19 protein-coding genes are annotated in these 17,924 nt (G+C 64.2%); 9 read left to right on the forward strand and 10 right to left on the reverse strand.

What is annotated here, in order from left to right; translation table 11 throughout:
• Window positions 1-36: 36 nt before the first annotated feature.
• From A0J57_RS15190 to A0J57_RS15210, 5 genes are read left to right on the forward strand one after another with little or no spacing between them, the layout of a single operon-like run.
• On the forward strand, window positions 37-1,017 hold the full coding sequence (locus A0J57_RS15190; RefSeq protein ID WP_044660664.1) for a thiamine pyrophosphate-dependent dehydrogenase E1 component subunit alpha: 981 nt from the start codon (window positions 37-39) through the stop codon (window positions 1,015-1,017).
• On the forward strand, window positions 1,017-2,042 hold the full coding sequence (locus A0J57_RS15195) for an alpha-ketoacid dehydrogenase subunit beta (RefSeq protein ID WP_170825573.1): 1,026 nt from the start codon (window positions 1,017-1,019) through the stop codon (window positions 2,040-2,042). Before A0J57_RS15190 ends, A0J57_RS15195 begins: the two co-directional genes overlap by 1 nt.
• 20 nt (window positions 2,043-2,062) lie before the next feature.
• The gene (locus A0J57_RS15200) at window positions 2,063-2,293 is read left to right on the forward strand and encodes a biotin/lipoyl-containing protein (protein ID WP_025550263.1); all 231 of its coding nucleotides are present in this window, start codon (window positions 2,063-2,065) and stop codon (window positions 2,291-2,293) included.
• A gap of 5 nt (window positions 2,294-2,298) precedes the next feature.
• Window positions 2,299-2,616: a DUF4286 family protein gene (locus tag A0J57_RS15205; protein WP_044660663.1), complete on the forward strand. Its 318-nt coding sequence runs from the start codon at window positions 2,299-2,301 to the stop codon at window positions 2,614-2,616.
• Window positions 2,613-3,356, forward strand: a complete 744-nt coding sequence (locus A0J57_RS15210; RefSeq protein WP_025550267.1) for a 2-oxo acid dehydrogenase subunit E2 — start codon at window positions 2,613-2,615, stop codon at window positions 3,354-3,356. The genes A0J57_RS15205 and A0J57_RS15210 overlap by 4 nt, the downstream gene beginning before the upstream one ends.
• A 59-nt stretch (window positions 3,357-3,415) precedes the next feature.
• Here the strand turns inward: A0J57_RS15210 and A0J57_RS15215 are convergent, their stop codons facing one another.
• Both A0J57_RS15215 and A0J57_RS15220 read right to left on the reverse strand, forming a co-directional pair.
• Window positions 3,416-4,066: a glutathione S-transferase family protein gene (locus tag A0J57_RS15215; RefSeq protein ID WP_061934447.1), complete on the reverse strand. Its 651-nt coding sequence runs from the start codon at window positions 4,064-4,066 to the stop codon at window positions 3,416-3,418.
• Window positions 4,063-4,965, reverse strand: coding sequence for an SDR family NAD(P)-dependent oxidoreductase (locus A0J57_RS15220; RefSeq protein ID WP_061934449.1), 903 nt, complete (start codon window positions 4,963-4,965; stop codon window positions 4,063-4,065). Before A0J57_RS15220 ends, A0J57_RS15215 begins: the two co-directional genes overlap by 4 nt.
• Before the next feature lie 239 nt (window positions 4,966-5,204).
• On the opposite strand from A0J57_RS15220, the gene A0J57_RS15225 reads away from it, so the two are divergent.
• Entirely contained in the window at window positions 5,205-6,107 is a 903-nt protein-coding gene (locus tag A0J57_RS15225) for a LysR family transcriptional regulator (RefSeq protein ID WP_061934451.1), read from the forward strand.
• Window positions 6,108-6,111: 4 nt separating this feature from the next.
• Here A0J57_RS15225 and A0J57_RS15230 read toward each other — a convergent pair whose 3' ends face one another.
• Window positions 6,112-6,972 (reverse strand): TauD/TfdA family dioxygenase, encoded by an 861-nt coding sequence (locus tag A0J57_RS15230; protein ID WP_061934453.1) that lies wholly within the window; start codon window positions 6,970-6,972, stop codon window positions 6,112-6,114.
• A 110-nt stretch (window positions 6,973-7,082) separates the two neighbouring features.
• Here A0J57_RS15230 and A0J57_RS15235 point away from each other — a divergent pair, with 110 nt between their 5' ends.
• Window positions 7,083-7,718 carry a TetR/AcrR family transcriptional regulator gene (locus A0J57_RS15235; protein WP_061934455.1) on the forward strand — a complete coding sequence of 212 codons (636 nt, stop codon included), beginning with the start codon at window positions 7,083-7,085 and terminating at the stop codon, window positions 7,716-7,718.
• A 30-nt stretch (window positions 7,719-7,748) separates the two neighbouring features.
• Here A0J57_RS15235 and A0J57_RS15240 read toward each other — a convergent pair whose 3' ends face one another.
• From A0J57_RS15240 to A0J57_RS15250, 3 genes are read right to left on the reverse strand one after another with little or no spacing between them, the layout of a single operon-like run.
• On the reverse strand, window positions 7,749-8,903 hold the full coding sequence (locus A0J57_RS15240) for a thiolase (protein WP_235600880.1): 1,155 nt from the start codon (window positions 8,901-8,903) through the stop codon (window positions 7,749-7,751).
• 2 nt (window positions 8,904-8,905) lie between these two features.
• Window positions 8,906-9,265 carry a Zn-ribbon domain-containing OB-fold protein gene (locus A0J57_RS15245; RefSeq protein ID WP_025550280.1) on the reverse strand — a complete coding sequence of 120 codons (360 nt, stop codon included), beginning with the start codon at window positions 9,263-9,265 and terminating at the stop codon, window positions 8,906-8,908.
• A gap of 5 nt (window positions 9,266-9,270) precedes the next feature.
• Window positions 9,271-10,041 carry an enoyl-CoA hydratase/isomerase family protein gene (locus A0J57_RS15250; RefSeq protein WP_061934459.1) on the reverse strand — a complete coding sequence of 257 codons (771 nt, stop codon included), beginning with the start codon at window positions 10,039-10,041 and terminating at the stop codon, window positions 9,271-9,273.
• A gap of 166 nt (window positions 10,042-10,207) precedes the next feature.
• Here A0J57_RS15250 and A0J57_RS15255 point away from each other — a divergent pair, with 166 nt between their 5' ends.
• Window positions 10,208-11,386: an acetyl-CoA C-acyltransferase gene (locus A0J57_RS15255; RefSeq protein ID WP_061934461.1), complete on the forward strand. Its 1,179-nt coding sequence runs from the start codon at window positions 10,208-10,210 to the stop codon at window positions 11,384-11,386.
• Between the two features lie 57 nt (window positions 11,387-11,443).
• Here the strand turns inward: A0J57_RS15255 and A0J57_RS15260 are convergent, their stop codons facing one another.
• The 4 genes from A0J57_RS15260 to A0J57_RS15275 form a co-directional block, all read right to left on the reverse strand.
• Window positions 11,444-12,127, reverse strand: coding sequence for an SDR family NAD(P)-dependent oxidoreductase (locus A0J57_RS15260; RefSeq protein ID WP_061934463.1), 684 nt, complete (start codon window positions 12,125-12,127; stop codon window positions 11,444-11,446).
• A 65-nt stretch (window positions 12,128-12,192) separates the two neighbouring features.
• A complete protein-coding gene (locus A0J57_RS15265) occupies window positions 12,193-12,741 on the reverse strand; it encodes a nuclear transport factor 2 family protein (RefSeq protein ID WP_173664368.1) in 549 nt (182 codons plus the stop codon).
• A gap of 68 nt (window positions 12,742-12,809) precedes the next feature.
• Complete coding sequence (locus A0J57_RS15270; protein WP_061934465.1) at window positions 12,810-14,567, reverse strand: amidohydrolase family protein; 1,758 nt, start codon at window positions 14,565-14,567, stop codon at window positions 12,810-12,812.
• A 242-nt stretch (window positions 14,568-14,809) separates the two neighbouring features.
• Window positions 14,810-16,264: an ISNCY family transposase gene (locus tag A0J57_RS15275; protein WP_235600881.1), complete on the reverse strand. Its 1,455-nt coding sequence runs from the start codon at window positions 16,262-16,264 to the stop codon at window positions 14,810-14,812.
• A gap of 341 nt (window positions 16,265-16,605) precedes the next feature.
• Here A0J57_RS15275 and A0J57_RS15280 point away from each other — a divergent pair, with 341 nt between their 5' ends.
• Window positions 16,606-17,898, forward strand: coding sequence for a cytochrome P450 (locus A0J57_RS15280; protein ID WP_061934561.1), 1,293 nt, complete (start codon window positions 16,606-16,608; stop codon window positions 17,896-17,898).
• Window positions 17,899-17,924 lie beyond the last annotated feature (26 nt).

Genomic DNA, 17,924 nt, shown 5'->3' on the forward strand with positions numbered 1-17,924 from the left:
ATAGCGAAAATCCGGCCTTTCGAAAGGACGTCTGAAATGAGCAACAGGGCAACCCCCGATGCGGCGACCCAGTTAGAGATCTACCGCCGCATGGCGCTGATCAAGGCGAATGACGAACGGTCGCGCAAGGTCATCATGAACGGGCGGCTGGTCATGCCCTATTACAGCCCGCGCGGTCAGGAGGTGATCCCCAGCGCCATTTCGGTCAATCTGACGGATGAGGATTATATCTGCACCATCTATCGCGGCAGCCACGACCAGCTAGCAAAGGGCCTGCCGCTCAAGGATCTGTGGGCGGAGGTCGCCGGCCGCACCACCGGCACCTGCAAGGGGAAGGGCGGGCCGATGCACGTCACCTATCCCGCCAAGGGCATCATGGTGACGACCGGCATCGTCGGGTCGACCATGCCCATCGCCAACGGCCTTGCCTGGGGATCGCAACTGCGCGGCGACGGCCGCGTGACGGTCGCCTCCTTCGGGGACGGTGCCGCCAATATCGGCGCCTTCCATGAATCGCTCAATCTGGCCGCCGTCTGGAAGCTGCCGGTGATCTTCGTATGCCAGAACAATGAATGGGGCGAGCACACCGCCTATGACAAGACCAGCAACGTCAAGGTCGCGGATCGCGCCGCCGCCTATGGCATGCCGGGCGTGCGGGTGGACGGCAACGATCCCTTCGAAATGTACGCCGTGGCGCAGGAGGCGATCGCCCGCGCCCGCGCCGGAGAGGGGCCGACGCTGATCGAGGCGATGACCTATCGCTTCTTCGGCCACGTCTTCGGCGATGCCGACGCCTATATGGACAAGGCGCGCAAGGCCGATGCGATGGCGAACGATCCCGTCCCGCGCTTCCGCGCGCAGCTCATCGAAACCGGCGTCGCGACGGAGGAGCAATTGGCCGAAATGGAAGCCGCCATAGAGAAGGAGATCGACGAAGCGGTCGAATTCGCGCTGGCAAGCGACTTCCCCGGCGTGGAGGAACTGAAGCGCGACGTGTTCGCGGAGGAGATGGCCTGATGAACGCCGAGACCCCAATGGCCCCCGCAAATATTGTGAAGGCCGCCAAGGCGAATATCCTCCAGGGCATCAACGCCGCCATCGCGGACGCCATGGAGGAGGATGAGAATGTCATCGCGCTGGGCGAAGACCTGGCCGATCCGGAGGAAGGCGGCGTCTGCGGCGTCACCAAGGGGCTGTCGTCGCGCTTTGGCGAGCATCGCGTGCGCTCCACGCCCATTTCCGAACAGGCGATCATCGGCGCGGCCATCGGTGCCAGTCTGGTGGGCTTCAAGCCCATTGCCGAGATCATGCTGATGAACTTCACGACCGTGGCGATGGACATGATCGTCAACCATGCGGCGAAGCTGCGCTTCATGTCGGGCGGGCAGACCCATGTGCCCATCGTCATCCGCACCATGACGGGGACGGGTTTCGCCAGCGGCGGGCAGCATTGCGACTATCTGGAAGCCTGGTTCGCGCATACGGCGGGCATCAAGGTGGTCGCGCCCTCCAGCCCGAAGGACGCCTATGGCCTGATGCGCAGCGCCATCGACGATCCCGATCCGGTGCTGTTCATCGAGAATCTGCCCACCTACTGGTCGCCCGCCGAAGCGCCGGAAAAGGGCCATCGCGTGCCCATCGGCAAGGCGAATGTGCTGAGCGAGGGCAGCGACGTCACCATCATCGCCTATGCCCGCATGATCCAGGAGGCGATGCCCGCCGTCGCCAAGCTGAAGGAAGCGGGCATCTCCGCCGAACTCATCGACCTGCGCACCATCGCGCCGTGGGACAGGGAAACGGTGGTGAAGTCGGTCGCCAGGACCGGCCGCGCCATCATCGTGCATGAGGCGGTGACGCCCTTCGGCGCCGGCGCGGAGATCGCGGCGGTGCTGAACGAGGAACTGTTCGGCAGGCTCAAGGCCCCGGTCCGACGGCTGGGCGGCGCTTTCTGCCCGGTTCCCTTCTCCAAACCGCTGGAAACCGCCTTCGCCCCGCAAACCGCCGACATCGTCGCGGCGGCAGAGGCCCTCGTCAAATCCTAATATCGCTCAGGGAGTTCCCAATGGCTGTTGAAGTATTGCTGCCCAAGATCGGCTTTTCCATGAATGAAGGCACGCTGGCCGAATGGCTGGTGGAAGATGGCGGCCAGGCCGTCGAAGGCCAGCCGCTCTATGCGCTGGAATCGGAAAAATCGACGCAGGAAGTGGAAAGCCCCGCCAGCGGCACCCTCAGGATCATCGCCCAGATCGGGGAAACCTATGAGGTCGGCACCCTTCTGGCGACCATCGGCTAAGCCCGATGCGCTACATCCTGCATGTCACCTCGCGCGCGGTGGCCGGGCGCGAGGCCGAATATGACCGCTGGTATGATGAGGTCCATTCGGTCGAGATGTGCCGGTTGCCGGGCATCCTGTCCTGTACCCGCTACAGGGAACTGGACATGACCGGAACCGAAACCGGCCTGTTCGTTGCCGATTATGAGGTTGAGACGAACGATCCCGCAGCCCTGCTGAATAGCGTGTTCGCGGCGGCGCCGACCATGCGGCTGACGGATTCCATCGACATGGAAAGCCCGCGCTTCACATTCCTCAAGCCAACGGGGCCTGAGCGCATATGAGCGATCTCCTGGCAGGTCTGGCCCCCTGGCCCACGGGCGACTTCTCAGTCTTTGGAGAGGTCGAGCAACGGCCCCTCAGCAAGATCCAGAAATTCGTCGCGGCCTTTCTGGGCCGCAACTGGGTCGCCATTCCGCACGTCACCCATCAGGACGATGCGGACATCACGCAATTGGAGGAACGGCGCAAAGCGCATAACGCGGCGGGCGGCACGAAGCTGACCGCCGTGCCGCTGCTGGTGAAGGCGTTGGCCGACGGCCTGGCCGCCTTTCCGCAATTCAACGCCTCGCTCGATCCGGCGAGCGGCATGCTGACGCTCAAGAAATATGTGCATGTGGGCGTGGCGGTGGACACGCCGGGCGGCCTGCTGGTGCCGGTCATCCGGGACTGCGACCGCAAATCCGCGACGCAGATCGCGGAGGAGGTTGCCGCCCTTTCCGACAAGGCGCGGACCAAGGGCCTGTCGATGGCGGAAATGTCCGGCGGCTGCATCACCCTGACATCATTGGGGCATATTGGCGGGACCGGCTTCACGCCAATCGTCAACGCGCCCGAAGTCGCCATTCTGGGCGTCACGCGCGCCCGGCCGGTGCCGGTTCCGGGGGATGACGGCGGGATTGCGTGGCGGCAGATGCTGCCTCTGTCGCTCAGCTATGATCATCGCGTGATCAACGGTGCGGATGCAGCGCGCTTTTGCCGCTTCATCGCCGACCGGCTGGCGGCGGCCGACCTCTTCGCCTGAAAGCCGAAATGCGGTGCTGAACAAAATGCGGTTCTGGGGACGTCTCGTCTTTCGGCGGATCATTTTCCCGCTCTCATGGCCGCGAGCGCGTCCGCCGTCTCCGTCCAGATCGCGCCCATGTCCGGATGCCGGCGCGCTTTCGCCCGATAGCCCGCCAGATTGGGGCAGTCCGCGAGAGGACTGTCGAGGCCGAAGATTTGGGCTACCACCTCGCACAGCAACAGGCTGGGCAGCAATATGCAGTCCGCCTTGCTGATGGCGCCGCCCGCTGCGAAAGGGGCGTCTGCCGTGAACCGGTCGGTGAGCGCCAGCCCGTTGCGCCAATTGGCGATCTCGGCCGCGACCGTCGCCTCGTCGCGGGTCACAGGGTCCATCTGCTTGAACAAACGCGACATGGCAGGCGTGGCATAGAGTTCGAAACTGCGGATGATGTTGCGCATCCGCACCCGTTCGCCCGTATCGGCGGGCAATAGGGATGGAGCAGGGAAGCGCTCGTCCAGATAGTCGATGATGGTCTCCGATTCGGCAATCGCCAGCCCGTCGTCCGTCACCAGCACCGGCAATTTCCCGATCGGATTGATCGCCAGAAATTCGGGCGACCGCGTGCCGCCGCCCGGCGGAGGCTGCATGGCATAGTCCAGCGTCTTGACGCGCAGCGCCAGCCGCACGCGGGCGGCGAAGGGCGAAAGGGTGACGGCATAGAGGATCATGCCTCATCTCCATCGCGGTAGAGGCGCGCCAGCGTGCCTGCGAGCGGCGTCGGCACGAAACCGTCGCCAAAGGGCCAGTCCAGCATGCCCGCCGCCGCCATGGTGCCGCCGTCGACATGCAGCGTCATGCCCGACACGAAGGTGGACAGGTCCGAACCCAGGAACAGCACGGCATCGGCCAGCGCATCGACCGGCGGCTGTTCGCCCCTGGGGATGTACATTTCCAGGCCCTTGCCCTGGGCGTGAGCGGGCAGCCTGGCAAAACCCTCCGCGAAGGAGGGGGGCATGGCGGCCATATTGCCCCGGCTCAATGTTGTGTCCGGCGCGATGCAACTGACGCGGATCTTGTCCTTGCCCAGTTCCACCGCCATCGAACGGGTGAAGTTCGTCGTCGCCGCCTTGGCGCCCGCATATACCGAAAAGCTGGCGGCGCCGCGATGCGCCTCTATGGTGGTGAAATTGACGATGCTGCCGCCATCGCCGGAACGCTTGATCAGCGGCACGGCGCGCTGCACCGACTGGACGACATAGCCATAGTTGCGATGGATGTCCCGGGCGATGTCGGCCCGGCTGGCTTCGGACAGCAATTGCCGCTTCGTTCCGCCTGCCACGTTCACCACTATGTCGAGACGTGGGCAGGCGCGTTCGACCTCGTCGTAAAAGGCGTCCAGCGCGGCTTCGTCGGTGGCATCGACGACCATGGCCGTGACCTGGCGGCCCATGGACCTGACCGCTTCCTCCGTCCCCGCCAGCGCAGCCGCATCGATGTCGCAGATCGCAAGGTCCACCCCCGCCTTGGCCAGCGCCAGCGATATGGCTGCCCCAATGCCGCCCCCGCCGCCGATGACGGCCGCCACTTTGCCGGCCAGATTGGCGCGTTCGTCCAGAAAACCGCTCATCCAGGACTCCTCTCCGGATCATGTTGTTGCAGGGTTGCATGCAATGCGGCAAGGACGCCGCGGCAGACATCAAAAGGCCGATGAGATGGGGAGGAAGCCTATGCCGCGCGGCATTCCGATGTAGGATGCACGGCTCGACCATCCGGAACTTCCACAGCCTTGCCGAACGCTTCCTTGCATTTCCCTATTCCGGTCCGCCTGCGGCTCTGGACCGTCGCTGACCGCGGCAGGAGCAGAAGATGGATCGACTGACCGCGATGGAGGCCTTCGTCGCCGTGGCTGAGGCCGGTTCCTTCACCCGCGCCGCGCTGCGCCTCAACATCTCGACGCCCATGGTCACCCTGCATGTCAGGCGGCTGGAGGAACATCTGGGCGTGCGGCTGTTCAACCGCTCGACGCGCCGCGTCGACCTGACCGCCGAAGGGGGCCATTATCTGACCTATGCGCAGGCTGCGCTGGACGCCGTGGCCACGGCCGACATGGCGGTGCGGCCGGGGGCAGGCATAGCGGGGCGCGTGCGGCTGGATGCCCCGGCCTCCATGGGGCAGGCGTTCATCATGCCAGCACTGGCCGAATTCCAACGGGCCCATCCGCAGCTGATCCTCGACCTGACGCTAGGCGATCGAGGGACTTTCTTTCGCGTCGACGGCTTCGACCTGGTCATCCGCGCGGGCGAAGCGCCGCCCACGGGATGGAAGACCATGACGCTCGGCACGACAAGGCTGATCTGCCTGGCATCGCCTGACTATATCGCACAGCACGGCCAGCCGTCGGAAGCCGATGACCTGACTCAGCATCGCGCCATACTCTATGCCAGCGTGGAAATGCCGGGCGGCAATCCGCTTCAATTGCGGCACGGCGACCGCACCGTCCGCGTGCGGCCGCCGACGGCCTTCACCTTCAACGACGGCGCGGCGATACTTTCCGCAACCCTCGCCGGTCTGGGCGTCGGCCAGACGCTGGAAATGCTGGCCCGCGACCATATCCGCGCCGGTCGCCTGATCCCGCTGCTGCCGGAAGCGAACTGGCCCCGGCTGCCTGTCGTGCTGATGGGCGCCCCGGATCGTATCGCCCTGCCGCATGTGCAGGCCGCGCTCGCCTTCCTGACGGAGCGGATCGACTGGCGCCTCGACCCCGGCTGATCCGTCAGGCCGCCAGACCGGCCGGCCTGCACAGCGCGGGCGTGCCCTTGGTGCTGATCCGGTAGAGCAGCCGCCGCTTGCCGGGTTCGTCGGAATATTCGATCGGCGTGGCGCTGTGCAGCACCTGGAAATTGTCCCACAGGAAGATGTCGCCGGCCTCGACCTTGTAGCGCGTGACGAACCGGGGCTGGGTGCAATGGGCGCGCAACCGGTCGATCAGCGCGCGCCCCTCGTCAACGTCCAGCCCCTCCGCGCCGAAGGCCGAACCGGACAGATAGAGCGCCTTTCGTCCCGTCACCGGATGACGCATCACCAACGGATGCGAAACGATGCCGTGCCGTGCGGTATTTTCCGGAATGAAGGGGATCTTCTCACCCGGCAGGGCCGGGGACCCGCCCAGGCAGTGCAATCCGATGAGCCCGTCGATCCTGGCCTTCATGTCCTCGTCCAGCGCATCATAGGCCATGACCGTGCTGGCGATCAGCGTTTCGCCGCCTTCATCGGGCGTTTCCACACCATAGAGCATGGTCACGCTGGCGGGCACCGCTTCATAGCTGCTGTCCTGATGCCAGAATTTGGCGCCGTCGCGATAGCGCTCGGGCGTGGCGGCGGCATTGGTGATCCGGATCATCTCCGGAAAGTCATCCTTCCTGTGCGACGGCAGGTGGAACATCAGCGGGTCGCCCCATTGATGGCCAAAGGCGACATAATCGGCATCCGACAGCCGCTGCCCGCGTATCGCGAGAATTTGATGTTCGTGCAGCGCCGCGATCAAGGCGCGCAAGGTCTCGTCGCTCTGGGGGACGGAAAGGTCGACGCCTTCGACGGTGGCGCCGAAGGGCCCGGGCATGGCGCTGATGATCATGGGGGAATCCTCTCAATTTCCTGGGAGGCATCATAAGCTCCGACAAAAATAAAGCAAATGCTTTAATATGAGGTCTGGCCATCCTTTGCGGGCCAGCTACAAGCATCGCCATGGCCTCCACTTCCCGCAGCGAAACCACCCGCCGGCAGCTTTGCCTCGCGGCAGAGACATTGGTGGCGCAATCGGGGATCGGCGTGGCGACGCTGCGCGCCGTCGCGATTGCCGCCGGGCAGAAGAACACCGCCGCCGTCAGCTATCATTTCGGCAGCGTGGAGGAACTGCTGCGCGCCGTCATCGACATGCGGCTCCGGGATACGGAGGCGGAGCGCGCACGGATGATCCGGGAAAGCGGTCCCTCGCTGGAGGATGTTGACGCCTTCACCGCCTGGCGCTGCATGATGCGGCCCTATTTCCTCCTCGACGATGAACAGACGCCGCATGCCCATATCCGGTTCATGATGCACATGAGCGCGGCGGGCCTGCTCAGCGATCCGTTCGATGCGCGCATCCCGCGGCCCGGCGCACCCAGCATCGCGGCCCTGCTGGAGCGGTTGCACGCCGCGCTGGCCTGGCTGCCGCCGCAACTGGGCCGGGCCCGCATCGCGCTGGCGGGGGCGATGATGTGGAATGCGGTGGCGCTGTTCGACAAGCATGGCTTTGGCGAGGAGCAGCCCGCGCTGGAGATGGAGACACTGCTCACCGATGTCGAGAAACTGGCGCGGCTGGTGTTGAGCGCACCCGCCTGAAGGAGGGCAGGGCGCGCCCATTCCGCCCTGCTATACGGTTTCGGCGGTTCCCAGCACGACCGTCGCTTCGCTCGACAACACGCCGCCATTGCCATGCGCGACGGCAAGGCGGGCATTCTTGACCTGCCGTTCGCCGCATTCGCCGCGAAGCTGACGCGTGGCTTCCACCAGCAGGAACAGGCCATACATGCCCGGATGCACGCAGGACAGGCCGCCGCCATTGGTGTTGAGCGCCAACCCGCCGCCCGGCGCGACATGGCCGCCCGAGACGAAGCGTCCGCCTTCCCCCTTGGGGCAGAAACCCAGATCCTCCAGGAACAGGATGGGCGTGATGGTGAACGCATCATAGAGCATCGCCACGTCCATGTCGGCGGGCTTGACCCCGGCCTGCGCGAAGGCCTGCGGACCGGAAATCGCCGCCCCCGTCACGGTGAGGTCGGGCATGGAGCTGATTTCGCGATGGGTGACGGCATGGGCCGCGCCCAGCACATGGACCGGCGCCCTGGCGCAATCCTTCGCCCGGTCGGCGCGCACCATCACCACGGCGGCCGCGCCGTCGTTGAACAGGCAGCAATCGCGCACGGTCAGCGGATCGGACACCATCCGCGCCTTCAGCACATCCTCGATGCTCAGCGGATCGCGCACGGCCGCTTCCGGATTCAGTTGCGCCCATTGCCGCGCCGCCACGGCCACTTCGGCCAGTTGCTCGCGGGTAGTGCCGTAGAGATGCATGTGCCGGCTCGCCGCCAGCGCATAGGAGGAGAGGGGAGCGAGCGGCTTGTACGGCGCTTCCCACGGGCTCTGGCGCGTCATGCCGACGCCGGGCGGCGGGTTGCTCGCCGGGTTGGAGCCATAGGCGATCAGCGCGCAGTCGATCAGCCCCGCCTCCAGCGCGAGCGCCGCCTGCTGCACATAGACCTCGAAAACCGAACCTCCGGTGCGGTTGCAGTCGGTGACCTTCGGCGTCAGGCCCAGATATTCGGCCAGTTCCATGCCGCCCAGCGCCTCATAGGGCGCGGAGGTGTAGAGCGCATCCACTTCCGACAGGGCAATGCCCGCATCGGCCAGCGCCAGCAGCGCGGCCTTCGCCGCCATGTCCACGGCGGACAGGCCGGGGCATTGGCCGATGCCATAGGTCGACGCGCCCACGATCGCGGCGCGCCCGCGCGGGAATCCATTGCCCATGCTCATGCAGGCACGAAGACGAGCAAAGGCTTGTCCCCCTCCTGGATGATGCTGGCCCTGACGGCCATGCCGATATGGATGTCATCGACCGGCACGCCATCGACGCGGCTCATGAGGCGCGGTCCTTCGGCCAGGTCGACCAGAACGACGCTGTAGCTGTCGGCCGGGTCCTTCTTGCGCACGATGGTGACGGCATGCACCGTTCCAGCCCCGGATGCGCTCACCCATTCCAGATCCTCCGCGCCCGTGCCCGGCTCCATGACGCGGGGGTAGAAAACATGGCCGCCGGTCGACCGGCTGCGCTGGATCATGAAACGACCCTCGGCCAGATGCGCGCGCCATTCCGCTTCGGGCTGGAGCATCCGCGTCACTCGCCCCGGAACAGCGGCTTGCGCTTTTCACGGAAGGCGGCCAGCCCTTCCTCATGGTCTTCGGTGCGGCTCATCAGCGGCTGGATCGCGGCCTCCAGCTCCAGATATTGCTCGAACCCGTTGTTCCAGCTCAGATCGAACTGGCGCTTTGCCATGCCCATGGCGATGCTGGGGCCGGACGCGAAGCTTTCCGCCAGTTCCATCGCCCGGTCCATCAATGCATCCTGGGCGACCTTCTCATAAGCGATGCCCATGGCCACCGCTTCGTTGGCACGGATGATGCGGCCCGAATAGACCAGTTCCTTGGCCTTCTGCACGCCCAGCGACTGGCGCAGGTGCCAGACAAGGCCGCCATCGGGCGCCAATGCGATGTTGCGGAATATCGCGGCAAAGCGGGCCTGTTCGCCCGCCAGCACGATGTCGCAGGCCAGCGCGTAGGAAAAGCCCACACCCACGCATATGCCCGGCACGGCTGCAATGGTCGGCTTCTTGAGCGAATATATGGCCTTCGCGATGCGGTTGAGCGTGTACATCCGGTCCATCGATCCGGTGACGCCGCCCTTGCGCATGCCCGATACGTCCATGCCCGAACAGAAGTCGCCACCTGCTCCGGTCAGGATGACCGCGCGCACGTCCTGATCCATCGCAATGTCCTCGAACGCGCCATATAGCTGGCCGCGCATCTCCTGGGTGATCGCATTCTTGGTCTGCGGGCGGTCAAGCGTCACGATCGCGACCGGACCCTGCTTTTCGACGATGATGGTCATGGGGAGCGCTCCCTGTTTCTTGTCAAACCTGCTTTGTGGACCGGCATGGTCCGGGTCAAGAATGGCGCGCGGCTTCATCAAAGACGTGATGAGGCAAGCGCCTTTATGGAAAGCCACGCCATCAGCCCCTATCTGCGCCCCAGCTTCTGACGGGAGATTTCGAAGCATGAAGGATGCGGCCATCGTCGCCACCGCGCGCACGCCGATCGGAAAGGCGCACCGGGGCGCTCTCAACAATATCCATGGTGCGACGCTGGCGGCGCACTCCATCCGCGCCGCCGTGGAACGTGCCGGAATCGATCCGGCGGAGATCGATGACGTCCTGCTGGGATCGGCGCGGTGCGAAGGCGCTGTGGGTTCCAACGTCGCGCGCCAGGCTGCGTTGCGCGCGGGCCTGCCGATCAGCGTGTGCGGCATGACGCTGGATCGAAAATGCTCCTCCGGCCTCCAGACCATCGCCATCGCCGCGCAGCGCATCCGCAGCGGGGAGGGGGGCGTCTATGTGGCCGGCGGCGTGGAAACCGTCAGCCTGGTCGACCCGCATCGCAACCTATTTCGCAGCAAGGACGAATGGCTGCTGGACCATAAGCCCGAAATCTACATGGCGATGAACCTGACCGGCGACATCGTGGCCCGCCGCTACGGCATCAGCCGCGAAGCGCAGGATGCATTCGCCGTGACGAGCCAGTCTCGCACCGCGAACGCCCAGGACAAAGGCTGGTTCGACGAGGAGATCGTGCCGGTCGCCACGACGAAGAATGTCGTGGACAAGGCGCTGGCCGTCACGGGTCAGGAAAAGGTCACGCTGACGCAGGACGAATGCAACCGGCCCGGCACGGACATGGAGGGGCTCGCCAAGCTGAAGCCCTTGTTCGAAGGCGGTTCGGTGACGGCGGGCAATTGCAGCCAGTTGTCGGACGGCTCCAGCGCCTGCGTCATCATGGACGCGGACGAAGCGGCACGCCGCGGTCTGCCGATCCTGGGTCTCTACAAGGGCATGCAGGTGGCTGGATGCGAGCCGGATGAAATGGGCATCGGGCCGGTCTTCGCCGTGCCGAAGCTGCTCGACCGGGCCGGGCTTTCGGTATCCGACATCGACATTTGGGAACTGAACGAGGCTTATGCCAGCCAGGCGCTCTACTGCATCGACCGGCTGGGCATCGACCGGGCCAGGGTCAATGTCGACGGCGGCGCCATTTCGATCGGACACCCGTTCGGCATGACCGGATCGCGCATGACCGGCCATGCCCTGCTGGCCGGCAAGCGGCTGGGCGCGAAGAACGCCGTCGTCACCATGTGCATCGGCGGCGGCATGGGCGCCGCCGCGCTGTTCGAAATCATTTGACGGCCAGGCGGGCGATCGCGCCCGCTTGCCGCTTCCTTTGCGGCAGGGCGGGGACGTTCAACCGCCCTTCGTCACCGGAATCAGCGCTCCACTGACGGCGCGTGCCGCCGGCGAGGCAAGGAACTGGATGACCTCGGCAATCGCGGCCGGTTGCACCCATTGGCTGAAGTCGGCATCCGGCATGTCGGCGCGATTGGTCGGCGTGTCGATAATGCTGGGCAGGATCGCGTTCACCGTGATGTCCTTGCCCGCCAGTTCGGCCGCCAGGCTCTCGGTCAATTTATGCACGGCCATTTTCGATGCGGCATAGCCGCCCATGCCCGCGGCGGCGACGACGGCGCCCCCCGCGCCGATGTTGACGATGCGGGCTTGCGCCGCCTTCTCCAGTTCCGGCAGAGCCGCCTTGGTCATGTTGACGCAGGTGGTGGCGTTCATCGCGAACATGCGGTTCCATGTCGCGCTGCCTCCATCCGCCAGCGTCTCCCATATGAAGCCGCCCGCGACATTGACCAGCACGTCGATCGATCCCAGCGCTTCCACGATGTCCGCCACCAGCTTCTGCGTTGCGGAGAAGTCGGTCAGATCGACGCCGCCCATGTCGAGGCAGCCCGCCGGAGTCTCCGCCGGGGCAGGGGCGTAATCGACCCGCGCCACCCTGTCTCCTGCTGCCGCGAAGGCAGAAGCGACGGCGCCGCCCAATATCCCGAAAGCGCCGGTGACGACGACAGTTCGTGCGGTCATGCAATATCCTCTGGTCAGATGTTGAACCTGTCATATCCATATATTCGGCAAGTGGAGCGGGCAAATCAGCCCGCCGCGGCCTTGCGCACCAGCGGCCGGACATAGGAGATGTCGCTCTTGTCGCGCCGGTTGGGGCCTGTGCTGAAGATGCGCGCCTTCCATTCGTCGGGAATTTCGGCCGCCGTCAGCGTCGCCGTCATTTCATTGACGCAGACCCTGTCGGCAATGCGCCACTCGCCGTTGCGCCTTTCGAACCGGTCCACATAGCGGCCGAAGCTGAGCTGGGGCGGTGCGCCCTTATTCTCGCCCCAGAAAGTATAATAGGTTTCCCCATGCGCCGTGTCGCCGTCGATCTCGACCGTGTGGTTGCTGATCGCGTGATGATGCCTGGTCTGGAATTCGCCATGCCATCCGATCGCCCAGTCGACGAAATCGGCGGCATAGCCTTCCGCAACGCCGTGATCGTCGAAAGCGTCGGGCCAATAGGCCGACAGCATCAGTTCGCGGTCGTGCCGGTCGACGCCGCGCGTATAGCGCAGCAGGCAGTCGTGAATGGCGGTGCGGTCCTTCATCTCCTGAAGGAAGGCGATGAGGTCGGACGTAAGTTCGGTCATGGCAATCCCTTTGCGCTGTCGGTGCATGGGCGAACGAAGCGGCGGTCAGCTTCGCCCGCCCTGATCCCTCAGGCCGGTTGCAGGCTCTTTTCGGGCGCGGTTTCCGGCGCTTCCTTGCCCCCGCGCACGAGGCGGCCGGGCAGGGCGCCCGTGGAGCGGCCGTTGCGATAGGTGACCACGCCGCTCACGATCGTCGCGTCATAACCGTCCGCGCGCTGTTGCAGGCGGCGGCCGCCCGTTGGCAGATTGTAGACGACATGCGGGGCGTAGAGGTGCAGCCTTTCCATGTCGATGATGTTGAGGTCCGCCTTGTACCCCGGCCTGATCAGGCCGCGGTCGTGCAGGCCGACGGCATGGGCCGGCTCATAGGTCAGCTTGCGCACGGCGTAGGGCAGGTCGACCTTCCTGTCGCCCTTGGCGTCGCGCACCCAATAGGTCAGGAAGTAGGTGGTATAGGCGGCGTCGCAGATCATGCTGTAATGCGCGCCGCCATCCCCCAGCGCCGGGAAGGTCCTGTCGTTCTTCACCAGGTTGCGGCCGGAGCTTTCGAACTTCTCGCCTTCCGAATTGCCGAGAGGACGATAAAGCACTTCCCGCCCGTCGCGCTGGAGCAGCGCGTCGTAGATCAATTCCTTGGGATCGACGCCCATGGCGCGGGCGCGGGCGCCGATGCTCTCGTCGCTGCGGGGATTGTAGTTCGGCGGATTGCCGAGCACGAACATGGCGTCGAGATCGGAGATGACATAGACGAAGAAGGCCTGCGGATCGTCCGGCTCCTCCGCGATCAGCTTCTTGCGGAAGGCCGGCTCGCGCATCCGTTCCACCTTCTCCTCCAGCGGCAGATGCTCGATAGCGCGGAAGCTGGGGTTGAAGGAGAAGGGATGCATGGACAGTTCAAGGCCCAGCAGCGCGCCGGTCGGACGCGGGATGATCTGGCCGCGCACTTCCAGGCCTTGCTGCTTGGAGGCTTCCAGCCGGGCGACCATTTCCTGCCAGTCGCCTTCGCCCTTGGGCGTCTGCATGAAGGTGAAGGAAACCGGGCGGCCCGACGTCCGCGCAATGTCGTCCAGCAGGTCCATGCGCTCGGCCGCCGTCACGTCATAGCTGGGCACCATCTGGAACACGCCCTTGCCGGCGTCGCGCAGGCCCTCGGCCAGCGCCAGCACTTCCTGGTCCTCGCTCTTGACCGAAGGGGCGGGGCGACCGTCGCGGAACTGGTGCGCATAGCTGCGCGACGTGGTGACGCCAATGGCGCCGGCCTGGATCGCCTCCGCAGTAAGGCGGCGCATTTCCGCCAGATCCTCTGGCGTCGGCGGTTCCAGATTGGCGCCGCGTTCGCCCATCACATAGACGCGCAGAGGACTGTGCGGCAATTGCGCGGCGAAATCGATGTCGCTTTCGCGCTTCTCCAGCGCATCCAGATATTCGGGGAAGGTTTCCCAGTTGAACGGCACGCCTTCGGCCATGACGACTTCGGGAATGTCCTCTACGCCTTCCATCAGCTTGATCATCAACCTGCGATGCTCGGGACGCGAGGGAGCGAAGCCGACGCCGCAATTGCCCATGACCACCGTCGTCACACCGTGATCGGAGGAGGGGGCCAACCTGTTCTCCCAGGTGATCTGCCCGTCATAATGGGTATGCACGTCGACGAAACCCGGCGTGACGATGCGGCCGGCGGCGTCGATCTCTTCCCGCGCGACGCCCCGGACATCGCCCACCGCCGCGATCAACCCGTCCCTGACGGCGACATCCGCAACGAACGGCTCTCCGCCGCTGCCGTCATATATGCTACCCCCCCGGATGATGAGATCATAGTCGGGCATGAATGCTTCCTCTCAACTTGGCCTTCGGGCCTGTGATCTGATTGAGCAGTTCGATCGCAAAGCCTGCATCGCGGCCATTGCATCCTGTCAGCACGGAAGCCTGACTTATGGCCGCCCCTGTGCCAAGCCGTCTCGTCCCGCACCGCGCCACATTTCAGATAAGCGATACCTGCACGGCCGATGGAGGAGGAAGAAGGAAGGAAGCAACGCCAAAATCCACGTGTTCCTGCCGGTTAGAGAAGTCACAATCTCTGCCATTTAGAAATGACACCCTTTGAGGGCAGCAGGGGCTGCGTGGAGCCCTCGGGATAGCGCAGCGACTCCGCCTGGCTGAGACGGGGACGACGTTTGAGCTTGGCTCCGCCCAACCTGCGTCCATCGATCTTCACCGGCACCTCCGGTTCGGGGAACAGATGCGTGGGCTGGTCATGCCGGGCGGGAGCATTGTTGTTCCGTTGCCGGTGATGCGGTGCGATCGCTTGGATCTCCTTCGCCAGCAGCAGCGCCGCATCGAGATGGCGGTTCTCCACGATCGTCGGCTGCCTCACCTGCCGCATCTTGTCGAAATGCCGGTAGGGGAGGATATGCCCCTCATGCTGGATCTCCAGCCGGCCATCGGGATATTCACACACCATCACCCGCTTGCGCACCAGTTTCCGGGCGATCTCGGTCGGTTCCAAGATGAACATCGCCTTGTTGTAATGCAATGTCAGCGCCGAGGTAACGCTGCGCTGTTCCCGCCACACCATGATCGCGCGCAGATCGTCATGCGGGGCGAGCGGGCGGTGGAGATCCCGACTGTCAAAAGCGGGGCGGGCAAACCGCGCATTATGCCGAACCATATAGCCTGGCAGGAAGGCATTCGCGCCTTCGATCGACGATATGCCCTCCAGGCGCATTGCCTTGACCAGCCGATCTTGCAACGTGCCGTTGGCCCGTTCGACCCGGCCCTTGGCCTGCGGTGAGTTGGCGCAGATGATCTCGATGTTCAGCGCATCAAGCGCGCGGCCGAAATGCGTCATGCCGTCGCCGCGCGCCGCGCTGGCGCGGGAATTGCGGAAGACGCTGTGCTGATCGGAGTAGAAAGCCACCGGCTTGCCGTGCCGCTCAATATAGGCCCGGGTCGCTTCCATGTAGGAAAAGGTGCTCTCGCTCTCGACCATCTGGAGATGCATCAACTCACTGGTTGCATCGTCGATATAGACGAGCAGGGTGCATTGCGGGCCGCGATCCTCGAACCACCAATGCTTCGAACCGTCGATCTGGACCAGTTCGCCGCGGCAATCCCGGCGGTAACGCGGCTGATACGGGCGCGGACGACGCGCTGCACGATCCTTCCACAGACCAGCCTCGATCATCAGCTTGCGCAGCGTCTCGCGGGAAATGTGCACATCATGGCGCTCCGCCAGATACTCAGCCGCCAGCGTCGGCCCAAAATCATGATAATGCTCTCGGACCAACGCAATCGCATGGTCGCGAAAGCCATCGCCAAGCCAACGGTTGCTACGGCGCCCGCGACGACGCGAAACCAGGCCTGGCGCACCGTCTGCACGCATGCGTATCAGCAACCGATAAACCTGCCGCCGGGACAAGCCGAGTAGCGTCGCTGCATCCTCGGCTCGCAACTCGCGACGTTCAACCCGTAGCAGCGTATCGAAGCGTGTAAGCTCGCCATGGCTCATGGATACCACCGTCATCCGCGCACTCCCTGCATCCAGGGAGCACCATGCCACCAGTGACATCTCTAATTTGCAGAGGGTGACATTTCTAAATGGCGCTTACACCACGAAAGTACGATAATATATCTTATGTTAAATCAAATTGCGGCCGCTTCCAGCCTGTTCGTCCTGCCCAGCTTCATGGCGGCGGGCTGCGTTTACCTGATGATGGGCCGCTATCCTCGACACAAGGACTAAGCGCTGTCCCACCAATGGCCGCCCGGAGGACTCCACCGATAGTTAGGCCCCTAAAGGACTTTTCGTTCAATCCCGGAACAGCACCCCTTATGCTTCCGTCCGGCATCATGACGGAGGATGGGATGACAGAAATCACCAGGGCGAAGACACAGGAGCCCAAGGAACGGCGGCTCAAGACTGCGGTCGATCATGTCTTCGATCCTTTGGACCCGGAAACGATCCGCAATCCTGGCCCCGCCTATTCGGCGCTTGCCGCCCAATGTCCCTTTTATCACTATAAGGGAGAGGAATATCAGTTCTACATCACCAGCGATTACAAGGAAATTCGCGACAAGATCCTGTCCGACAATCCCACATGGTCGTTCAAATGGGGCGATGCACCCATGGATTGGGAAGCGTTCAGCGATTTCGGGATATTGACCGATCCCCCCTTCCACCTCGAATATATCGCCGCCCTGCGCAGGGGGATGACGCCGGCCCGCATGCGCTATTATCTGCCGGAGGTGGAGGCGATTGCGGAAGATCTGGTCTCCGGACTGGAAAGTCGGGCGGACAAGCAGGGCAATTTCCACGATCTCTTCTGCCTCCCGCTGCCTGCCCGGACCATGTGCTTCATGCTGGGGGCTGACCAGGCGCTCCATGCCGATTACAAGCGCTGGGCGGATGAATTGCAGTCGCTGCTGTTCAACGACAGGAATCCGAACGCCGAACAGACGCTCATCGCGGAAATCCAGCCACATTTCATGGGCCTGATCGAAGCGCGCAGGCAATTGTTGCGCGACGCGGGCATCGATGAACCGACCCATGAACATTGGGGAACGGTGCTGCCGTTCGACTATATCTCGCTCGGTCTCGTCAGCCGCGTGGAGGATCGGCGCTTCAACGACATGGAATTGTTCCAGATCTGCACCGCGCTGTTGACCGGAGGGCAGGAAACGACCACCAGCCTGCTCACCAATGTGGTCTGGCGGCTGCTGGAAGCCCCCGAACGGTGGGAGCGGTTGAAGGCCGAGCCGCATCTGGTGGAAAATGTGATCGAGGAAAGCCTGCGCTTCGACCCGCCGATCAATTCCCATTTCCGCACCAGCCTGTGCCCGGTACAGATGCATGGCGCAGAGCTGCCCGAACGCAGCAAGCTCATGTTCTCGATGATGGGGGCCAATCGCGATCCGGACATCTTCCCCGATCCCGACAGCTTCATCATGGATCGGCCGCTCAACCAGGTGAAGCGGCATTTGTCCTTCGGCTATGGCGTTCATTTCTGCCTGGGCGCGCCCATCGCCCGCCTGGAGGCGCAGGTCGGCTTGCGGAAGCTGGTCGAACGCCTGCCCGATCTGCGTCTGACGGGAAGTCCCGAGCGGATCGATAGCTGGATCTATTGGGGACAACGCGAACTGCCTGTCGCCTGGGACTGATCACCTCTTTTCGTGGACTGAATGGC

Origin of the sequence: Sphingobium sp. 22B (genome assembly GCF_001580035.1) — a bacterium.
GTDB lineage: Bacteria > Pseudomonadota > Alphaproteobacteria > Sphingomonadales > Sphingomonadaceae > Sphingobium > Sphingobium fuliginis.

Bases quoted from the DNA above. Each gene is read 5' to 3' on its own strand.
- A0J57_RS15190 (WP_044660664.1), top strand. From the start codon at position 37: ATGAGCAACAGGGCAACCCCCGATGCGGCGACCCAGTTAGAGATCTAC.
- A0J57_RS15195 (WP_170825573.1), top strand. From the start codon at position 1,017: ATGAACGCCGAGACCCCAATGGCCCCCGCAAATATTGTGAAGGCCGCC.
- A0J57_RS15200 (WP_025550263.1), top strand. From the start codon at position 2,063: ATGGCTGTTGAAGTATTGCTGCCCAAGATCGGCTTTTCCATGAATGAA.
- A0J57_RS15205 (WP_044660663.1), top strand. From the start codon at position 2,299: ATGCGCTACATCCTGCATGTCACCTCGCGCGCGGTGGCCGGGCGCGAG.
- A0J57_RS15210 (WP_025550267.1), top strand. From the start codon at position 2,613: ATGAGCGATCTCCTGGCAGGTCTGGCCCCCTGGCCCACGGGCGACTTC.
- A0J57_RS15215 (WP_061934447.1), bottom strand. From the start codon at position 4,066: ATGATCCTCTATGCCGTCACCCTTTCGCCCTTCGCCGCCCGCGTGCGG.
- A0J57_RS15220 (WP_061934449.1), bottom strand. From the start codon at position 4,965: ATGAGCGGTTTTCTGGACGAACGCGCCAATCTGGCCGGCAAAGTGGCG.
- A0J57_RS15225 (WP_061934451.1), top strand. From the start codon at position 5,205: ATGGATCGACTGACCGCGATGGAGGCCTTCGTCGCCGTGGCTGAGGCC.
- A0J57_RS15230 (WP_061934453.1), bottom strand. From the start codon at position 6,972: ATGATCATCAGCGCCATGCCCGGGCCCTTCGGCGCCACCGTCGAAGGC.
- A0J57_RS15235 (WP_061934455.1), top strand. From the start codon at position 7,083: ATGGCCTCCACTTCCCGCAGCGAAACCACCCGCCGGCAGCTTTGCCTC.
- A0J57_RS15240 (WP_235600880.1), bottom strand. From the start codon at position 8,903: ATGGGCAATGGATTCCCGCGCGGGCGCGCCGCGATCGTGGGCGCGTCG.
- A0J57_RS15245 (WP_025550280.1), bottom strand. From the start codon at position 9,265: ATGCTCCAGCCCGAAGCGGAATGGCGCGCGCATCTGGCCGAGGGTCGT.
- A0J57_RS15250 (WP_061934459.1), bottom strand. From the start codon at position 10,041: ATGACCATCATCGTCGAAAAGCAGGGTCCGGTCGCGATCGTGACGCTT.
- A0J57_RS15255 (WP_061934461.1), top strand. From the start codon at position 10,208: ATGAAGGATGCGGCCATCGTCGCCACCGCGCGCACGCCGATCGGAAAG.
- A0J57_RS15260 (WP_061934463.1), bottom strand. From the start codon at position 12,127: ATGACCGCACGAACTGTCGTCGTCACCGGCGCTTTCGGGATATTGGGC.
- A0J57_RS15265 (WP_173664368.1), bottom strand. From the start codon at position 12,741: ATGACCGAACTTACGTCCGACCTCATCGCCTTCCTTCAGGAGATGAAG.
- A0J57_RS15270 (WP_061934465.1), bottom strand. From the start codon at position 14,567: ATGCCCGACTATGATCTCATCATCCGGGGGGGTAGCATATATGACGGC.
- A0J57_RS15275 (WP_235600881.1), bottom strand. From the start codon at position 16,264: ATGACGGTGGTATCCATGAGCCATGGCGAGCTTACACGCTTCGATACG.
- A0J57_RS15280 (WP_061934561.1), top strand. From the start codon at position 16,606: ATGACAGAAATCACCAGGGCGAAGACACAGGAGCCCAAGGAACGGCGG.